This window comes from Kosakonia sp. H7A (assembly GCF_003028445.1).
GTDB classification, from domain to species: domain Bacteria; phylum Pseudomonadota; class Gammaproteobacteria; order Enterobacterales; family Enterobacteriaceae; genus Kosakonia; species Kosakonia radicincitans.
On sequence record NZ_PYTZ01000003.1, the window covers coordinates 29,013 to 45,815 of the forward strand.

The following is a 16,803-nucleotide window of genomic DNA, read 5'->3' on the forward strand; positions in this document are numbered from 1 at the left end:
TGTAGAATTTTCAATATGAAAGAGGTTAACTTCTTTCTCCAATGACAGTCAGGACGCGTATGTTGAATACAAAAATGAGTGTGGTGATCCTTGCCGCAGGTAAAGGCACACGCATGTACTCCGATATTCCCAAAGTGCTGCATACCCTTGCAGGGAAAGCGATGGCTCAGCATGTCATTGATACTGCTAATCTTCTCGGCGCCGATAATGTTCATCTGGTTTATGGCCACGGTGGCGATTTGCTCAAACAACATCTCGCTGATATCAAGCTTAACTGGGTCCTGCAGGCAGAACAGTTGGGCACCGGCCATGCGATGCAGCAGGCTGCGCCGTTCTTTGCAGACGATGAAGATATTTTAATGCTCTACGGCGATGTGCCGCTGATCTCGCTGGAGACGTTGCAGCGTCTGCGCGATGCGAAACCGCAGGGCGGCATCGGTCTGTTAACGGTGGTGCTCGACGACCCGACGGGTTACGGGCGTATCACGCGTGAAAACGGCGCGGTGACAGGCATTGTTGAACAGAAAGATGCCACTGAAGAACAGCGTAAGATCACGGAGATCAACACCGGCATTCTGATTGCCAACGGCGGCGATCTGAAACGCTGGTTGAGCAAACTGACTAACAATAATGCGCAGGGTGAATATTACATCACGGATATCATCAGCCTTGCCTGGCATGAAGGCCGTGAGATTACTACCGTGCATCCGCAGCGCCTGAGCGAAGTAGAAGGTGTGAATAACCGACTTCAGCTATCCCGGCTGGAGCGTGCGTATCAGGCTGAACAGGCTGAAAAGCTGCTGCTGGCTGGTGTTATGCTGCGCGATCCTGCGCGCTTCGACCTGCGCGGTACGCTGGAGCACGGGCGGGATGTTGAGATCGATGCTAACGTCATCATTGAAGGCAACGTAAAACTGGGCGATCGTGTGAAGATTGGCGCAGGTTGCGTGCTGAAAAACAGCGACATCGGCGACGACTGCGAAATCAGCCCCTACAGCGTGGTGGAAGATGCGCGTCTCGAAGCTGATTGCACTATCGGGCCATTTGCGCGTTTGCGTCCTGGCGCTGAACTGCTTGCCGGTGCGCACGTGGGCAACTTCGTGGAAATGAAAAAAGCGCGTCTGGGCAAAGGCTCGAAAGCGGGCCATCTGACTTACCTGGGCGATGCGGAAATCGGCGACAACGTGAATGTTGGCGCGGGTGTTATCACCTGTAATTACGATGGTGCAAACAAGCACAAAACCATTATTGGCGATGATGTGTTTGTTGGTTCCGATACACAGCTGGTGGCGCCGGTTACGGTTGCCAAAGGTGCGACTATCGCCGCCGGAACTACAGTAACGCGCAATGTTGCGGAAAATGAACTGGTTATCAGCCGTGTACCGCAAATCAATAAACAAGGCTGGATACGTCCGGTTAAGAAGAAGTAGCCCGGATAAGCGCAGCGCCATCCGGCAATGTATTCATAATGAATTTAGGGTGAGGGGAAAGATAATTCCTCCGCCCGGCAGGCAGTACCTATAAAAATAACCCCACTCTCTACAAGGCTCGGGGCGATACAGGTTGACCGACAACAAAAGGCATAACGCCTAAATCGGAATCGAAAAATATGTGTGGAATTGTTGGCGCAGTCGCGCAACGTGATGTTGCAGAAATCCTTCTCGAGGGATTACGTCGTCTGGAATACCGTGGCTATGACTCTGCTGGTCTGGCCGTTGTAGATGCAGAAGGTCATATGACCCGTCTGCGTCGTCTTGGTAAAGTCCAGATGCTGGCCCAGGCCGCAGAAGAGCATCCGCTGCATGGTGGAACTGGTATTGCTCACACCCGTTGGGCAACACACGGTGAACCGTCAGAAGGTAACGCGCATCCGCATGTTTCTGATCATATTGCGGTTGTACATAACGGTATTATTGAAAACTACGAGCCGCTGCGGGAAGTGTTAAAAGAGCGTGGCTATGTATTTGTTTCGGAAACGGATACCGAGGTTATCGCACATCTCGTTCACTGGGAGCTTGAGCAGGGCGGCACGCTGCGTGAAGCGGTTATGCGCGCTATCCCGCAATTACGTGGCGCTTATGGCACAGTGATTATGGATACCCGTGACAGCGGTACTCTGCTGGCGGCACGCTCTGGCAGCCCGCTGGTTATCGGTCTTGGCATGGGGGAAAACTTTATTGCCTCCGATCAGCTGGCGTTACTGCCGGTAACGCGTCGCTTTATCTTCCTTGAAGAGGGCGATATTGCGGAAGTGACTCGCCGCAGCGTGACCGTGTTTGATAAATCCGGCGCGCAGGTAAAACGGCCTGATATCGAATCCAGCCTGCAATATGACGCGGGCGATAAAGGTATCTACCGTCACTACATGCAAAAAGAGATCTACGAACAGCCGAACGCGATTAAAAATACGCTGACCGGCCGTATCAACCACGGTGAAGTGGATCTGAGCGAACTGGGTCCGAATGCCAACGCGCTATTATCGCAAGTTGAGCATATTCAGATCGTTGCCTGTGGCACTTCTTACAACTCCGGTATGGTTTCCCGTTACTGGTTTGAGGCGCTGGCTGGTGTGCCGTGTGATGTGGAAATCGCCTCGGAATTCCGTTACCGCAAATCTGCTGTGCGTCATAACAGCCTGATGATCACCCTGTCGCAATCCGGTGAAACGGCGGATACGCTGGCGGCGCTGCGCTTGTCCAAAGAGCTGGGTTATCTGGGGTCGCTGGCGATTTGTAACGTGCCGGGCTCCTCGCTGGTGCGTGAATCCGATCTGGCGATGATGACTAAAGCCGGTACTGAAATCGGTGTTGCCTCCACGAAAGCGTTCACCACTCAGCTTACCGTTCTGCTGATGCTGGTGGCGAAACTGAGCCGCCTGAAAGGGCTGGATGCGTCCATTGAGCACGATATCGTTCACGGTTTGCAGGCATTGCCGAGCCGTATTGAACAGATGCTGTCGCAGGATAAACGCATCGAAGCGCTGGCCGAAGATTTCTCCGACAAACACCATGCGTTGTTCCTGGGGCGTGGCGATCAGTATCCGATCGCGCTGGAAGGCGCGCTGAAACTGAAAGAGATCTCCTACATTCACGCCGAAGCCTATGCGGCAGGTGAGCTGAAGCATGGCCCGCTGGCGCTGATTGATGCGGATATGCCGGTGATTGTCGTTGCGCCTAACAACGAACTGCTGGAAAAACTGAAATCCAACATCGAAGAAGTGCGTGCCCGTGGCGGCGTACTGTATGTGTTCGCCGATCAGGATGCGGGTTTCACCAGCAACGACAATATGCACATTATTGATATGCCGCACGTCGAAGAGGTGATTGCACCGATTTTCTATACCGTGCCGCTGCAATTGCTGGCTTATCACGTTGCGCTGATAAAAGGCACCGATGTTGACCAGCCGCGTAACCTGGCGAAATCAGTAACGGTAGAGTAAACATTTACTGCCATAAAATGCGAAAGAGGTTGCCGGCGGGCAACCTCTTTTTTTTACTTTATTTTGTGAATTCTCATTCGTTTCAACTACTTTTTTATTGTCACAAAAATAAAATATGACTGAAATATTACTGTGATGTTTTTTATTAAGAGTTTGATTTTTATCTTTTTTATATCATGCGATAACGATATTTTTCCGCTGTCATCAAACAGTAACAATGATTGCATATAACTGTCATCAAAGTGTCCTATTTTGCTCGTCGTAGCCACTAAACAACGATTTACGATCCTTGCAGGAGACATTATGAACGTTATGCGTACCACTGTCGCAACTGTTGTCGCCGCGACCTTTTCTCTGAGTGCTTTTGCTGTTAATGCAGCAGCCAGCCTGACTGGTGCGGGTGCAACTTTCCCGGCGCCGGTGTATGCCAAGTGGGCTGATACTTACCAGAAAGAAACAGGTAACAAGATCAACTACCAGGGTATTGGTTCTTCTGGTGGCGTAAAACAAATTACTGCTAAAACTGTGGATTTCGGTGCATCCGATGCCCCTCTGGCTGACGATAAACTGGCTCAGGAAGGCCTGTTCCAGTTTCCGACCGTAATCGGCGGTATCGTGCTGGCTATCAACGTCCCGGGTATAAAATCCGGTGAGCTGGTGCTGGACGGTAAAACCCTGGGTGACATCTACCTGGGTAATATCAAAAAATGGGATGACGCAGCGATCGCTAAACTCAACCCAGGACTGAAACTGCCTTCGCAGAACATCGCCGTAGTTCGCCGTGCTGACGGTTCCGGTACGTCATTCGTCTTCACCAACTACCTGGCAAAAGTGAACGAAGAGTGGAAATCGAAAGTCGGTTCTGGCTCTACCGTTAACTGGCCGACCGGTCTGGGCGGTAAAGGCAACGACGGAATCGCGGCATTCGTTCAGCGTCTTCCGGGTTCAATCGGTTATGTTGAATATGCTTACGCTAAGCAGAACAACCTGACCTACACCAAGCTGCTGTCTGCGGATGGTAAGGCTGTAAGCCCGACTGAGCAGAGCTTCTCCAATGCGGCTAAAAATATCGACTGGAGCAAATCCTTCGCGCAGGATCTGACCAACCAGAAAGGCGCTGATGTATGGCCGATCACCTCAACCACCTTTATCCTGGTACACAAAGAGCAGGCTAAGCCGGAGCAAGGTGCTGAAGTCCTGAAATTCTTTGACTGGGCCTATAAAAAAGGCGGCAAACAGGCTAACGACCTTGATTACGCAACCCTGCCGGATAGCGTAGTTGAACAAGTTCGTGCTGCATGGAAAACCAATGTGAAAGACAGCAGCGGTAAAGCACTGTACTAACAGCTGGTTTTTTTAGAACATGGCGGATGGCGCTTACACCATCCGCCTTACAGATCCTCTGTAGGCCTGGCCGCGTAAGCATCACCGGGCAAATTCGTAAGACGTTAAACTGAAGAGTAATTTATGGCTGCAACCAAGCCGGCATTTAATCCTCCGGGTAAAAAAGGTGACATGATTTTCAGCGCGCTGGTAAGACTGGCTGCGCTGATTGTGCTATTGCTGTTGAGTGGCATCATCGTGTCGCTGATTTTCTCCTCATGGCCAAGCATTCAGAAGTTTGGTTTTTCATTCTTGTGGACCAAAGAGTGGGATGCGCCCAATGATATTTACGGTGCGCTGGTGCCCATTTACGGGACAATTGTTACCTCTGTCATCGCCTTGCTGATCGCCGTTCCGGTGAGTTTCGGCATTGCGCTGTTTCTGACGGAACTGTCGCCGAACTGGCTGAAACGTCCACTGGGTATCGCCATTGAATTACTGGCTGCGATTCCAAGTATTGTGTACGGCATGTGGGGGCTGTTCATTTTTGCTCCGCTGTTCGCGACTTACTTTCAGGAACCGGTGGGCAACGTGCTTTCTAATATCCCGTTTGTTGGCGCACTGTTCTCTGGCCCGGCATTTGGTATTGGGATCCTGGCGGCCGGGGTTATTCTCGCCATTATGATTATTCCTTACATTGCGGCGGTAATGCGCGATGTATTCGAACAAACGCCGGTGATGATGAAAGAGTCGGCCTACGGCATTGGCTGCACCACCTGGGAAGTTATCTGGCGCATTGTGCTGCCATTTACCAAAAACGGGGTGATTGGCGGCGTGATGTTGGGTCTGGGACGCGCACTGGGTGAAACCATGGCGGTGACCTTTATCATCGGTAACACCTACCAACTCGACAGCGCTTCGTTGTTTATGCCGGGTAACAGTATCACCTCTGCGCTGGCGAACGAATTTGCCGAAGCGGAGTCCGGCCTGCATGTTGCGGCATTGATGGAGTTGGGGCTGATTCTGTTTGTGATCACCTTTATCGTACTGGCTATATCTAAGTTTATGATCATGCGCCTGGCGAAAAATGAGGGGGCTCGCTGATGGCTACGCTCGAAATGCAAAGCATCACAAAGCTGGCTGAATCGCGCCGTAAAATGCAGGCTAAGCGCCGTCTGAAAAACCGCATTGCTCTGACATTATCAATGGCGACCATGGCGTTCGGTCTTTTCTGGCTGGTCTGGATCCTGTTATCTACCGTAACGCGCGGCTTTGACGGCATGTCGCTGGCGCTGTTTACTGAAATGACGCCACCACCAAATACGGCAGGAGGTGGTCTGGCGAACGCCCTGGCGGGTAGCGGCCTGCTTATCCTGTGGTCGACCATTGTCGGTACGCCGCTCGGCATCATGGCGGGGATTTACCTGGCGGAGTATGGCCGTAAATCGCTACTGGCCGAAGTTATCCGTTTTATCAACGACATTCTGCTTTCCGCGCCATCAATTGTGGTTGGCCTGTTCGTCTACACCATTGTCGTCGCACAGATGCAGCACTTCTCCGGCTGGGCGGGCGTGATTGCGCTGGCGCTGTTGCAGGTGCCAATTGTCATCCGCACCACGGAAAACATGCTGAAACTGGTGCCGGACAGCCTGCGCGAAGCGGCTTATGCGCTGGGTACACCGAAGTGGAAGATGATTGCTTCCATTACGCTGAAAGCGTCTGTTTCCGGGATTATGACCGGGGTGCTGCTGGCCGTGGCGCGTATCGCCGGGGAAACGGCACCACTGCTGTTTACCGCGCTCTCTAACCAGTTCTGGAGCACCGATATGATGCAGCCTATCGCTAACCTGCCGGTGACCATTTTCAAATTCGCCATGAGCCCGTTTGCCGAATGGCAGCAACTGGCCTGGGCCGGGGTGCTGATTATCACGCTCTGCGTACTGCTGCTGAATATTCTGGCGCGCGTCATTTTCGCGAAGAGTAAACACGGTTAATTTTTGCGACGCGGCGAAAGCGGCGTCGAGTTGAGGAAAGAGATAAATGAGTATGGTTGATACGACGCCGGGCAAAATTCAGGTTCGTGATTTGAACTTCTATTACGGCAAATTCCATGCACTGAAAAACATCAGCCTGGATATTGCCAAAAATCAGGTAACGGCGTTTATCGGGCCGTCAGGCTGCGGTAAATCCACGCTGCTGCGTACTTTTAACAAAATGTTTGAGCTCTACCCTGAGCAGCGAGCCGAAGGCGAGATCCTGCTGGATGGCGACAACATTCTTACCAATACGCAGGATATCGCGCTGCTGCGCGCGAAAGTGGGGATGGTATTCCAGAAACCAACGCCGTTCCCGATGTCGATTTACGACAACATCGCCTTTGGCGTGCGCCTGTTTGAAAAGCTGTCGCGTCCGGATATGGACGAGCGTGTACAGTGGGCTTTGACCAAGGCCGCATTATGGAACGAAACCAAGGATAAACTGCACCAGAGCGGATACTCTCTCTCCGGTGGTCAGCAGCAACGTCTGTGCATCGCCCGTGGTATCGCGATTCGCCCGGAAGTGCTGTTGCTCGATGAACCCTGTTCAGCCCTTGACCCGATCTCTACCGGTCGTATCGAAGAACTGATCACGGAACTGAAACAGGATTACACCGTGGTTATTGTGACGCACAACATGCAGCAGGCTGCACGTTGTTCCGATCACACGGCGTTTATGTATCTCGGTGAGTTGATTGAGTTCAGCAACACAGATGATCTGTTCACGAAGCCGAAGAAGAAGCAAACGGAAGACTATATTACCGGGCGCTATGGTTGATTTGCTGCACCCTGAGGGTATAAGCGACCTTGTTACCACGTGAAATCTGTCGGGCATTTGGAGTGCACCATGGACAATCTCAACCTTAACAAACATATTTCCGGGCAGTTCAACGCTGAGCTGGAAAGTATCCGCACTCAGGTAATGACCATGGGTGGGATGGTGGAGCAGCAGCTTTCTGATGCGATCACCGCCATGCACAATCAGGACAGCGAGCTGGCCAGGCGCGTTGTTGAAGGCGACAAACAGGTTAATATGATGGAAGTCGCCATCGATGAAGCCTGCGTGCGCATCATTGCAAAACGCCAGCCAACGGCGAGCGATTTGCGTCTGGTGATGGCGATCATCAAAACAATTGCCGAGCTGGAACGTATTGGCGATGTGGCAGACAAAATCTGCCGTACTGCGCTGGAGAAGTTCTCTCAGCAGCACCAGCCGCTGCTGGTGAGCCTGGAATCGTTGGGCCGTCACACCGTGCAGATGCTGCATGATGTGCTGGACGCTTTCGCCCGTATGGATCTGGACGAAGCAGTGCGGATCTATCGCGAAGATAAAAAAGTGGATCAGGAGTACGAAGGCATCGTACGTCAGCTAATGACTTACATGATGGAAGATTCCCGCACCATTCCGAGCGTCCTGACCGCCCTGTTCTGTGCCCGTTCTATCGAACGTATCGGTGACCGCTGCCAGAATATCTGCGAATACATCTTCTACTTCGTGAAGGGACAAGATTTCCGTCATGTTGGCGGCGATGAGCTGGATAAACTGCTCGCCGGAAAAGATGTTAAAGAGTGATATGGCGATAACCCCCTCGCTGTGAGGGGGTTTTTGTTGCAGGGTTATTTGGCCAGTAACTTTCTCGCCAGAGTATCAATATCCCCGTACTGCCACAGTTTTTCCTGCCACTGCTGCGGGATTCCATTAATGCCGTAATACGCGCCAGCCAGTTGCCCGGCGATAGCGGCGGTGGTGTCCGCATCGTCACCGAGATTGGTGGCCAGCAGGATAGTTTCTTTAAAGTTTTTACCCTGCGCAAAGCACCACAATGCCGCTTCCAGACTCTGCACGCAGTAACCCGTACCGAAGATCTCCGCTCGCGTTTTCTTCAGGTAGTTCCCTTCAGCTATGCGACGCAGATTCTCCTGTTCCGGTAGCTGCGGGATAGCTGTCAGCGTTTCCCGCTTACTTTTACCGCTCAGGGCGTTCATCAGCATTTGTGCAAACAGGCGACAGCAGGCGAGCGCTTCTGGTGCTGCATGCGTGGTTCGCGATGAGGCTTCGGCATACTCCAGCGCCAATAACTCATCGGGGAAATACCACAGCACCACCGGCGCGAGGCGCATTAACGAACCGTTTCCTGCCGTTCTGGGATGGCTGGAACCGGCAAACGGATCGCCGTCATTCGCATATTTTTGCAATGCGTGTGCGACTGTCGTACCAATATCAAAACAGTGGCCGGTGGCGCTTAAGTAACCCCATTGCCACCAGTTCATATACCGGTTCATCTGATCCTTTGCATCAAACCCCTGGCGAGCGATCAGGCTTTCCGCAAGGCACAGCGCCATAGAGGTGTCGTCTGTCCATTGCCCCGCCTGCAGATGAAACGGCCCGCCTCCCACCATGTCGGTGATGGGCGGAAAGGAATCTTTTGCACTGAATTCCACCGCCGTGCCGACGGCATCACCGATGGCCAGGCCGAGCAAACAGCCCTGATAACGTTCGAGTAATTCCGACATCTGTTGTTCCTTATTCCGTGGAACTGCTCAGGAAAAATCCGCCCATAACCGTAATTTGCCGCAGTGTAAGCAGCGGAAGAGATATCCCTGGCAGTCGCCACCATCGAGCAGGTATTCCGGTAATTTCTCATAATCCATGCCGAAGGCATCGCAATCGGCCTGAATATCCACGAACTGGTCGAGTTTGTCAGCAATATCTTGCCAGCCAACGTAGCCGATAAACGCGCAGAAATCATTACAGTGCGCCAGCCAGTACTCCTGCTGCCAGCCACAATATCCCGGTGTTCTCTGAGTCAATTCCTGCAAACTGGCTTCCGGCCACGGATTTTTGAAACCGGTAAATTCACCCTCATCATCGAACAGGCTGTCCACACCTTCAATGCTGGACTTATCGTGAAAGCTGCCGCCAAATTTTTGCGCGGCGGAACCATCCGCGATGCACCACGGGCAAAGGGTATCGACATCCGCTGTGGTGTAAAACGGGTTGGTGTAATACACGTCCGTTAGCTGTTCACAGCAGGCGCAAGTCACAGTTTTTCTTTGTGAAAAGACGCCCGTGTCCAGGGGCTGAGGGTGGTACTTAAATACCGGGAGAGAACGGTTTGTCTGAGCCATAAAAACATCCTGTTTAGTGGTTTAGATTAACGCGTAACATGCCACCCACGCGCACGCCAGAGTTCCGGCAGCTGCGCTAAATCAGTGAACGTCGTCACTTTAGGGTGATCAATGGGTTTGTTATGCGGATCGGCGCAGAAGTAATACACTTCCATCCCTGCCGCGATTCCTGATTGTGCCCCAGCGGAGGAGTCGTCCACCAGAATACAGTTCACAGGATCAACATTCAGCGCTCTGGCTGCATGGTACATTAACGCCGGATCGGGCTTCCAGCGTTGGATGTCATAACCGCTAAACAGTTTTCCAGGAAAGTGATGTAGCATGCCTAATTTGCCCAATGAGTGTTGCATTTTGCTGACCGGGCCATTAGAAACCACACACATCGGTACACTCACTGCATCCAGCAATGCGTTCGCACCGGCAATTACTTCCAGTTCGCTGTCGAACAGGCGCGCCACTTCCGCACGATAAATGGGTTCAAGCGCCTCTTTCTCCAGGCTTACACCGCGCTCTCCGGCGATGACATCAATAATTTCGTATAACTTCATGCCTTTAAAGCGTTTAAAGACCTCTTCCAGAGCCAGTGTGATGCCAAAAGCCTGAAACATATGCACATAGGCGCGGGAACAAATAACTTCACTATCGACCAGGGTGCCGTCACAGTCGAAAAATATTGCATCAATGTGGGACATGCCATTTCCTGTTATTGCGAGTTTAACGTTTACTTAACGCAGATAGCGAAACGTAATCGTTGCCGTATAAGCAAATTCAATGAAAAAAAGTGTGTGATAACCGTCAATATTGTCTCATTTTGGTATAGGATAGCGACGAATTTTCCCCCCCTATTCCGGAAATTGATAATGAGCCAACAACACACTACCCAGGCTTCGGGCCAGGGGTTGCTTGACCGCGTGTTTAAATTACGCGAGCACGGCACATCGGCACGCACCGAAGTGATCGCCGGTTTCACGACGTTTTTGACGATGGTGTATATCGTTTTTGTTAACCCCCAGATTCTGGGCGTCGCCGGGATGGATACCAGCGCAGTATTTGTGACCACCTGCCTGATTGCTGCGTTCGGCAGCATCCTGATGGGGCTGGTAGCTAACCTGCCGGTTGCGCTGGCACCGGCAATGGGTCTGAACGCCTTCTTTGCGTTTGTGGTTGTTGGCGCCATGGGGCTTTCCTGGCAGATCGGCATGGGCGCAATCTTCTGGGGCGCGGTGGGTCTGTTGCTGCTTACCTTGTTCCGCGTTCGTTACTGGATGATCGCCAATATTCCGGTCAGTCTGCGCGTGGGTATCACCAGCGGTATTGGGCTGTTTATTGGCATGATGGGGCTGAAAAACGCTGGCGTAATCGTGCCGAACAAAGAGACGCTGGTGAGCATCGGTAACCTGACTTCCCACAGCGTTCTGCTGGGCGTTCTTGGTTTCTTTATCATCGCTATTCTGGCGTCGCGCAACATTCACGCCGCTGTGCTGGTGTCGATTGTTGTTACTACACTGCTGGGCTGGCTGCTGGGCGATGTGCAGTATCACGGTATTGTTTCTGCGCCGCCGAGCGTGGCAAGCGTTGTCGGTAATGTGGATCTGGCCGGTTCCTTTAATATTGGCCTGGCGGGTGTGATCTTCTCGTTTATGCTGGTGAACCTGTTTGACTCCTCCGGTACGCTGATCGGCGTGACCGATAAAGCCGGGCTGGTGGATGAAAGTGGTAAGTTCCCGCGCATGAAGCAGGCGCTGTTTGTCGACAGCGTCTCTTCGGTGACTGGTGCCTTTATCGGTACCTCTTCTGTTACCGCGTATATCGAGTCTTCTTCTGGTGTTTCTGTTGGCGGCCGTACCGGTCTGACTGCGGTGGTGGTTGGCCTGCTGTTCCTGCTGGTGATCTTCCTGTCGCCGTTAGCGGGTATGGTACCAGGCTATGCTGCTGCGGGTGCGCTGATCTATGTGGGCGTGCTGATGACATCCAGCCTGGCGCGTGTGAATTGGCATGATCTGACAGAAGCCGTGCCGGCGTTTATCACTGCGGTAATGATGCCGTTCAGCTTCTCGATTACCGAAGGTATCGCGCTGGGCTTTATCTCTTACTGCGTGATGAAAATCGGTACTGGCCGCCTGCGCGATCTCAGCCCATGCGTGATTGTGGTTGCGGTGCTGTTCCTGCTGAAAATCGTCTTTATCGACGCGCATTAATGCTTTTCCCCTCTCGCGCTGCGGGAGGGGGTTCCATTACGGCTTAACGCGCTGAATATACTCGCCGAAAGCCGTAAGCTGGCCAGTCAGATGGTCAAGCGTGCTTTGATCAACCACTTCTCCCGTCTGCTGATCAACCTTGCTTTGAATCACCCCACCCATAAACTCCGGTTTGTTCATGACCATCGCATCAAGGAACACCAGGATCTGGCGCAGATGATACTGGCAACGCGCGCCGCCAATCGCGCCCATTGAGCTGGTCTGAATCAGCACCGGCTTACCCGCCAGCGGCTGCTCTGGTAAGCGAGACAGCCAGTCAATCGCATTCTTCAGGCCGCCCGGCACTGAGTAGTTATATTCCGGCGTCACAATCACCACGCCGTCAGCCGCACGGATATGTTCGGCAAGTTCCTGCACACTTTCCGGGAAACCTTCTTCTTGCTGAATATCGGCATCATACAGCGGGATATTGGCAATCGAAGGCAATGGCGTGATGTCCATGCCCGCTGGCGCAAGCTTAGGCAATGTGCGCGCGACCATGGCATTAAAAGAGCCTTTACGCAGGCTACCGAGCAGGGTCACAACCTTGAGTTCAACAGACATGATGACTCCTCATTATGGGATCAATTAAGGATCAGGGCTTTTTCTGCGGGCAAGCTGGTGAAACGCATTAACCGGGAGGCGGGATCGTTGGCGCGCGTTTGCACATCGGAGAGATAACGCCACCCTGTACGGCTATCGAATTCCCATATTTTCAGGCTTTCGATGGCCGGAGATACCGCTACAGACCAGATCAGCACATCTTCTGCATCAGACATCACTTCAACCCGCGTTAGCGGCGTCAGACGCAGACGTCCGGAGCCAGGCAACAGTTGCAGCAGGCCTTGATCATCGTGCATTTGATGGATCAATTTCATTGCACTCTGGCGCAGCGTGACAAGTTGAGTTTGCGCTTCGTTGGGATCGTTTTGGTTATTGATCCACAGCAGTTCATTATTGCTGAAAAGGGGCTTCTGCGCGTGCACACTGTGAAAACTGCGCGTAGCGCGTTGCAACTCCATATCCAGACCGCATTCGCCTTCAGTCGTAATGGCGACACCCACCATATTCCCGGCATAGGCCAGCGAAAAGTGCGGCAGCCTCACGTCGGCAAACTTCGGCTTGCCGCTGGATTCAATGACTATCTCTGGCAGTTCGCTGGTGCCATACAGCATAAACATCATTTCAGCGAGTAATGCACGGGAAGCAAGAAAACGTGTTCGGCGATGCTCAGGAAGCTGGCGAGCCGTATCGTGACAGGACACCGGTAGTCGCGTGGAGACAAGATGCCCTTCGGAAATTATCCCTCGTGCAAAATGCGTAGCCATTTTTCTCTCCGTGATAATGGTCTGAATGAATCGAATCGATAGTGAATATTATCGCCCATAGTCCATAGGTTTTAATGCGGAAATTGGTTTCTGAAAAGTCCTGGCGGGGATATTTACACTTTGTTTGGCCAATCCCGCACTTTACGAGGCTTCGTCGTTATAACAGGAACGGCCATTTTTATGGCCGTTCGGTACGATTACTTACCAATACAGAAGCTGGAGAAGATACGGCCCAGCAAATCATCGGAGGTAAATTCGCCAGTGATCTCACTCAGGTTCTGCTGCGCGAGGCGCAGCTCTTCGGCCAGCAATTCACCTGCCCAGGCACCCAGCAGTTGCGCTTTACCCTGTTGCAGATGCTCTGCGGCCGCTTCAAGCGCCTGTAAGTGCCGGCGACGCGCCAGGAAACCGCCTTCCATGCTGGTGTCAAACCCCATACTCTGCTTGAGATGCTGACGCAGCACGTCAACGCCTTCGCCGGTACGCGCGGAGAGACGCACAAGTGAGTGATTGTTCACATCGCTGATACCCAGCGGCTCGCCGGTAACATCCGCTTTATTGCGTACCACGGTGATCGGTAATCTGGCGGGCAGACGGGCAATAAAGTCCGGCCAGATTTCTGCCGGATCAACCGCATCGGTGGTGGTGCCATCAACCATAAACAGCACGCGATCGGCCTGCTCAATCTCCTGCCAGGCGCGTTCGATACCGATACGTTCCACTTCGTCGCTGGCTTCGCGCAAACCGGCGGTATCGATAATGTGCAGCGGCATACCGTCGATATGTATGTGCTCGCGCAATACGTCGCGCGTGGTGCCTGCAATATCCGTCACAATAGCGGCTTCACGCCCGGCCAGCGCGTTCAACAGGCTCGATTTCCCTGCATTTGGGCGACCAGCAATGACCACTTTCATTCCTTCACGTAACAGGCTTCCCTGACGCGCTTCAGCTCGTACCGCGTCCAAATCGGCGATAACGTCGTTCAACTGGGCTTCGATTTTGCCGTCTGAAAGGAAGTCGATCTCTTCATCCGGGAAGTCGATAGCCGCTTCCACATAGATTCGCAGGTGAGTAAGTGCTTCCACAAGGTGGTTAACACGGGCAGAGAAAGCGCCCTGCAACGAGTTCAGTGCGGAGCGCGCGGCCTGTTCGGAACTGGCGTCAATTAAATCGGCAATCGCTTCAGCCTGCGCCAGATCGAGCTTATCGTTAAGGAACGCACGCTCGGAGAACTCGCCCGGCCGGGCAATGCGCAGCCCCGGTAAGGTCAGTATGCGTTTTAACAGCAGGTCGAGGATCACCGGGCCGCCGTGCCCTTGTAGCTCCAGTACATCTTCACCGGTAAAGGAGTTCGGGCCCGGGAACCACAGCGCAATGCCTTGATCCAGCGCGCTGCCATCAGCGTCCTGGAATGGCAGATAGTCGGCATAACGCGGTTTCGGCAGCTTGCCCAGCACCGCCTGCGCCACGTCTCGCGCTTTTACGCCCGAAATACGCAGGATCCCCACCCCACCGCGTCCCGGTGGGGTGGCCTGTGCGACGATAGTGTCGTTATGGCTCATGGTATGTTTTCCGAAATCTCAAAATAAAAAAGGCGGTCAACTGACCGCCCTTTGTTTGTTGTTCCTTTTGCCGGGTGGCGCTTCGCTTACCCGGCTCGCGTATCAGGAGCTTTTCTTCTGGCGGCTATGCAGACCGCGCTTCTCCAGACCACGGTAAATCAGCTGCTGCTGAATGATGGTCACCAGGTTGCTGACGATATAGTACAGCACCAGACCTGACGGGAACCACAGGAAGAACACCGTAAAGATGACCGGCATAAAGGTCATGATCTTCTGCTGCATCGGGTCGGTCACGGTGGTCGGCGACATCTTCTGGATGAAGAACATCGTTACGCCCATCAGGATCGGCAGGATGTAGTACGGGTCCTGTGCAGACAAGTCATGGATCCACAGTGCGAACGGCGCATGGCGCAGTTCAACGGAACCCATCAGCATGTAATACAGCGCCAGGAAGATAGGCATCTGAATAATCAGCGGGAAGCAGCCGCCCAGCGGGTTCACTTTCTCCGCTTTGTACAGCGCCATCATCTCCTGACTCATACGCTGTTTGTCGTCACCCAGACGCTCGCGCATGGCCTGAATCTTCGGTTGCAGCATGCGCATTTTCGCCATGGAGGTGTACTGCGCTTTGGTCAGCGGGTACATGATGCCACGAACGATGAAGGTGATTGCGATGATGGAGAAGCCCCAGTTACCCAGGAAGCTGTGGATCCACTTCAGCAGTTTGAACAGCGGCTGAGAGATAAACCACAACCAGCCGTAATCCACGGTCAGATCCAGGTGCGGCGCCGCCGCAGCCATTTTGTCCTGAATTTCCGGGCCGACCCACAGGGTGCTGTTCAGCGCGGTAGTCTGACCCGGCTGCACCAGTACCGGCTGGGATTTATAACCGATAGCGGCTACGCCATTGCCCAGGTTGCTGGTATAGAAGTTATTCGCACCTTCGTTACGAGGGATCCATGCGGTAGCGAAATACTGCTGCAGCATCGCAACCCAACCGCCATTGGAGCTGACGTTCAGGTTTTCGTTATCGGCGATGGTGTCGAATTTGTATTTTTCATACTTCGCGTCAGGCGTGGAATACGCCGCACCGCGGAAGGTATGCAGCGCAAAGTTGCTGCTGCCGGTATCGCGGTGAGAAGGCAAATTGATGGATTGCTTCAGCTGACCAAACGTTGCTACTTCCAACGGTTTATCACCGGCGTTTTGCACACTGTAGCCTACGTTCACCGCATATTCGCCGCGTTTCAGCGTGAAGGTTTTGGTGAAGGTATTGCCAGCCGCGTCGGTGTAAGTCAGCGGGATCGCCAGTTCGTTCTGACCATCAGCCAGCACAAACGCATCTTTTTCTACGTTATACAGTGGGCGCGGGCCGTTAGCCGGATTATCCGGGCCGTCACGACCGGTCAGGCCGCTTTGTGCCTGATAGATAAACTGCGGCGTAGTTTCCAGTAACTGGAACGGCTCATTGGAGCCCAACTCTTTCGGGTATGTCGGAAGCAGTGCCTGCTCAACATCACCACCACGGGTGTTGATGGTCAGCTCAAGCACATCGGTTTTCACCGTGATCAGTTTCCCCTGGCCACTGGCTGGTACGCCCTGGTCGGCTGCGCTACCCGCTGCGGTGGTCGTAGTCTGCGTGGTCTGCTGCTGCGCCGGAGGAGGATTTTTATCCTTCTCCCACGTTTGCCAGATCATGAAAGACACGAACAACAAAGCGATGATAAAAAGATTGCGTTGCGAATCCAT

At 53.1% G+C, this 16,803-nt stretch carries 15 protein-coding genes; 8 read left to right on the forward strand and 7 right to left on the reverse strand.

Going from position 1 to position 16,803, the window contains the following annotated elements:
• Positions 1–59: 59 nt before the first annotated feature.
• The 7 genes from glmU to phoU all read left to right on the forward strand — a co-directional run bounded on the left by glmU (position 60) and on the right by phoU (position 8,371).
• Entirely contained in the window at positions 60–1,430 is a 1,371-nt protein-coding gene (gene glmU, locus CWM66_RS13035; protein WP_107146752.1) for a bifunctional UDP-N-acetylglucosamine diphosphorylase/glucosamine-1-phosphate N-acetyltransferase GlmU, read from the forward strand.
• A gap of 179 nt (positions 1,431–1,609) precedes the next feature.
• Positions 1,610–3,439, forward strand: a complete 1,830-nt coding sequence (gene glmS, locus CWM66_RS13040; RefSeq protein ID WP_007369381.1) for a glutamine--fructose-6-phosphate transaminase (isomerizing) — start codon at positions 1,610–1,612, stop codon at positions 3,437–3,439.
• Between the two features lie 303 nt (positions 3,440–3,742).
• Entirely contained in the window at positions 3,743–4,783 is a 1,041-nt protein-coding gene (gene pstS, locus CWM66_RS13045; protein WP_007369383.1) for a phosphate ABC transporter substrate-binding protein PstS, read from the forward strand.
• 123 nt (positions 4,784–4,906) lie between these two features.
• Entirely contained in the window at positions 4,907–5,866 is a 960-nt protein-coding gene (gene pstC / locus CWM66_RS13050) for a phosphate ABC transporter permease PstC (RefSeq protein WP_007369384.1), read from the forward strand.
• Entirely contained in the window at positions 5,866–6,756 is an 891-nt protein-coding gene (gene pstA, locus CWM66_RS13055; RefSeq protein WP_007369385.1) for a phosphate ABC transporter permease PstA, read from the forward strand. Before pstC ends, pstA begins: the two co-directional genes overlap by 1 nt.
• Before the next feature lie 46 nt (positions 6,757–6,802).
• Entirely contained in the window at positions 6,803–7,576 is a 774-nt protein-coding gene (gene pstB / locus CWM66_RS13060; RefSeq protein ID WP_007369386.1) for a phosphate ABC transporter ATP-binding protein PstB, read from the forward strand.
• A 69-nt stretch (positions 7,577–7,645) separates the two neighbouring features.
• Positions 7,646–8,371, forward strand: coding sequence for a phosphate signaling complex protein PhoU (gene phoU, locus CWM66_RS13065; protein ID WP_007369387.1), 726 nt, complete (start codon positions 7,646–7,648; stop codon positions 8,369–8,371).
• A gap of 44 nt (positions 8,372–8,415) precedes the next feature.
• Here the strand turns inward: phoU and CWM66_RS13070 are convergent, their stop codons facing one another.
• The 3 genes from CWM66_RS13070 to yieH are packed head-to-tail and all read right to left on the reverse strand — an operon-like array spanning position 8,416 to position 10,619.
• A complete protein-coding gene (locus tag CWM66_RS13070; RefSeq protein WP_007369388.1) occupies positions 8,416–9,312 on the reverse strand; it encodes an ADP-ribosylglycohydrolase family protein in 897 nt (298 codons plus the stop codon).
• Between the two features lie 27 nt (positions 9,313–9,339).
• Positions 9,340–9,927 (reverse strand): PF03691 family colicin E2 tolerance protein CbrC, encoded by a 588-nt coding sequence (cbrC, locus tag CWM66_RS13075; RefSeq protein ID WP_035886833.1) that lies wholly within the window; start codon positions 9,925–9,927, stop codon positions 9,340–9,342.
• Between the two features lie 26 nt (positions 9,928–9,953).
• Positions 9,954–10,619, reverse strand: a complete 666-nt coding sequence (yieH, locus tag CWM66_RS13080; protein WP_007369390.1) for a 6-phosphogluconate phosphatase — start codon at positions 10,617–10,619, stop codon at positions 9,954–9,956.
• A 168-nt stretch (positions 10,620–10,787) separates the two neighbouring features.
• Here yieH and CWM66_RS13085 point away from each other — a divergent pair, with 168 nt between their 5' ends.
• Positions 10,788–12,125: an NCS2 family permease gene (locus CWM66_RS13085; RefSeq protein ID WP_035886832.1), complete on the forward strand. Its 1,338-nt coding sequence runs from the start codon at positions 10,788–10,790 to the stop codon at positions 12,123–12,125.
• A 36-nt stretch (positions 12,126–12,161) separates the two neighbouring features.
• Here the strand turns inward: CWM66_RS13085 and CWM66_RS13090 are convergent, their stop codons facing one another.
• The 4 genes from CWM66_RS13090 to yidC all read right to left on the reverse strand — a co-directional run bounded on the left by CWM66_RS13090 (position 12,162) and on the right by yidC (position 16,803).
• Positions 12,162–12,728 (reverse strand): NADPH-dependent FMN reductase, encoded by a 567-nt coding sequence (locus CWM66_RS13090; protein ID WP_007369392.1) that lies wholly within the window; start codon positions 12,726–12,728, stop codon positions 12,162–12,164.
• A gap of 20 nt (positions 12,729–12,748) precedes the next feature.
• The gene (locus tag CWM66_RS13095) at positions 12,749–13,492 is read right to left on the reverse strand and encodes a 4'-phosphopantetheinyl transferase superfamily protein (protein ID WP_007369393.1); all 744 of its coding nucleotides are present in this window, start codon (positions 13,490–13,492) and stop codon (positions 12,749–12,751) included.
• A gap of 197 nt (positions 13,493–13,689) precedes the next feature.
• Positions 13,690–15,054: a tRNA uridine-5-carboxymethylaminomethyl(34) synthesis GTPase MnmE gene (mnmE, locus tag CWM66_RS13100; RefSeq protein ID WP_007369394.1), complete on the reverse strand. Its 1,365-nt coding sequence runs from the start codon at positions 15,052–15,054 to the stop codon at positions 13,690–13,692.
• 102 nt (positions 15,055–15,156) lie between these two features.
• On the reverse strand, positions 15,157–16,803 hold the full coding sequence (gene yidC, locus CWM66_RS13105) for a membrane protein insertase YidC (RefSeq protein WP_007369395.1): 1,647 nt from the start codon (positions 16,801–16,803) through the stop codon (positions 15,157–15,159).

Bases quoted from the DNA above. Each gene is read 5' to 3' on its own strand.
- cbrC (WP_035886833.1), bottom strand. From the start codon at position 9,927: ATGGCTCAGACAAACCGTTCTCTCCCGGTATTTAAGTACCACCCTCAG.
- CWM66_RS13090 (WP_007369392.1), bottom strand. From the start codon at position 12,728: ATGTCTGTTGAACTCAAGGTTGTGACCCTGCTCGGTAGCCTGCGTAAA.
- CWM66_RS13085 (WP_035886832.1), top strand. From the start codon at position 10,788: ATGAGCCAACAACACACTACCCAGGCTTCGGGCCAGGGGTTGCTTGAC.
- pstB (WP_007369386.1), top strand. From the start codon at position 6,803: ATGAGTATGGTTGATACGACGCCGGGCAAAATTCAGGTTCGTGATTTG.
- CWM66_RS13070 (WP_007369388.1), bottom strand. From the start codon at position 9,312: ATGTCGGAATTACTCGAACGTTATCAGGGCTGTTTGCTCGGCCTGGCC.
- mnmE (WP_007369394.1), bottom strand. From the start codon at position 15,054: ATGAGCCATAACGACACTATCGTCGCACAGGCCACCCCACCGGGACGC.
- glmU (WP_107146752.1), top strand. From the start codon at position 60: ATGTTGAATACAAAAATGAGTGTGGTGATCCTTGCCGCAGGTAAAGGC.
- phoU (WP_007369387.1), top strand. From the start codon at position 7,646: ATGGACAATCTCAACCTTAACAAACATATTTCCGGGCAGTTCAACGCT.
- yidC (WP_007369395.1), bottom strand. From the start codon at position 16,803: ATGGATTCGCAACGCAATCTTTTTATCATCGCTTTGTTGTTCGTGTCT.
- pstC (WP_007369384.1), top strand. From the start codon at position 4,907: ATGGCTGCAACCAAGCCGGCATTTAATCCTCCGGGTAAAAAAGGTGAC.
- pstS (WP_007369383.1), top strand. From the start codon at position 3,743: ATGAACGTTATGCGTACCACTGTCGCAACTGTTGTCGCCGCGACCTTT.
- CWM66_RS13095 (WP_007369393.1), bottom strand. From the start codon at position 13,492: ATGGCTACGCATTTTGCACGAGGGATAATTTCCGAAGGGCATCTTGTC.
- pstA (WP_007369385.1), top strand. From the start codon at position 5,866: ATGGCTACGCTCGAAATGCAAAGCATCACAAAGCTGGCTGAATCGCGC.
- yieH (WP_007369390.1), bottom strand. From the start codon at position 10,619: ATGTCCCACATTGATGCAATATTTTTCGACTGTGACGGCACCCTGGTC.
- glmS (WP_007369381.1), top strand. From the start codon at position 1,610: ATGTGTGGAATTGTTGGCGCAGTCGCGCAACGTGATGTTGCAGAAATC.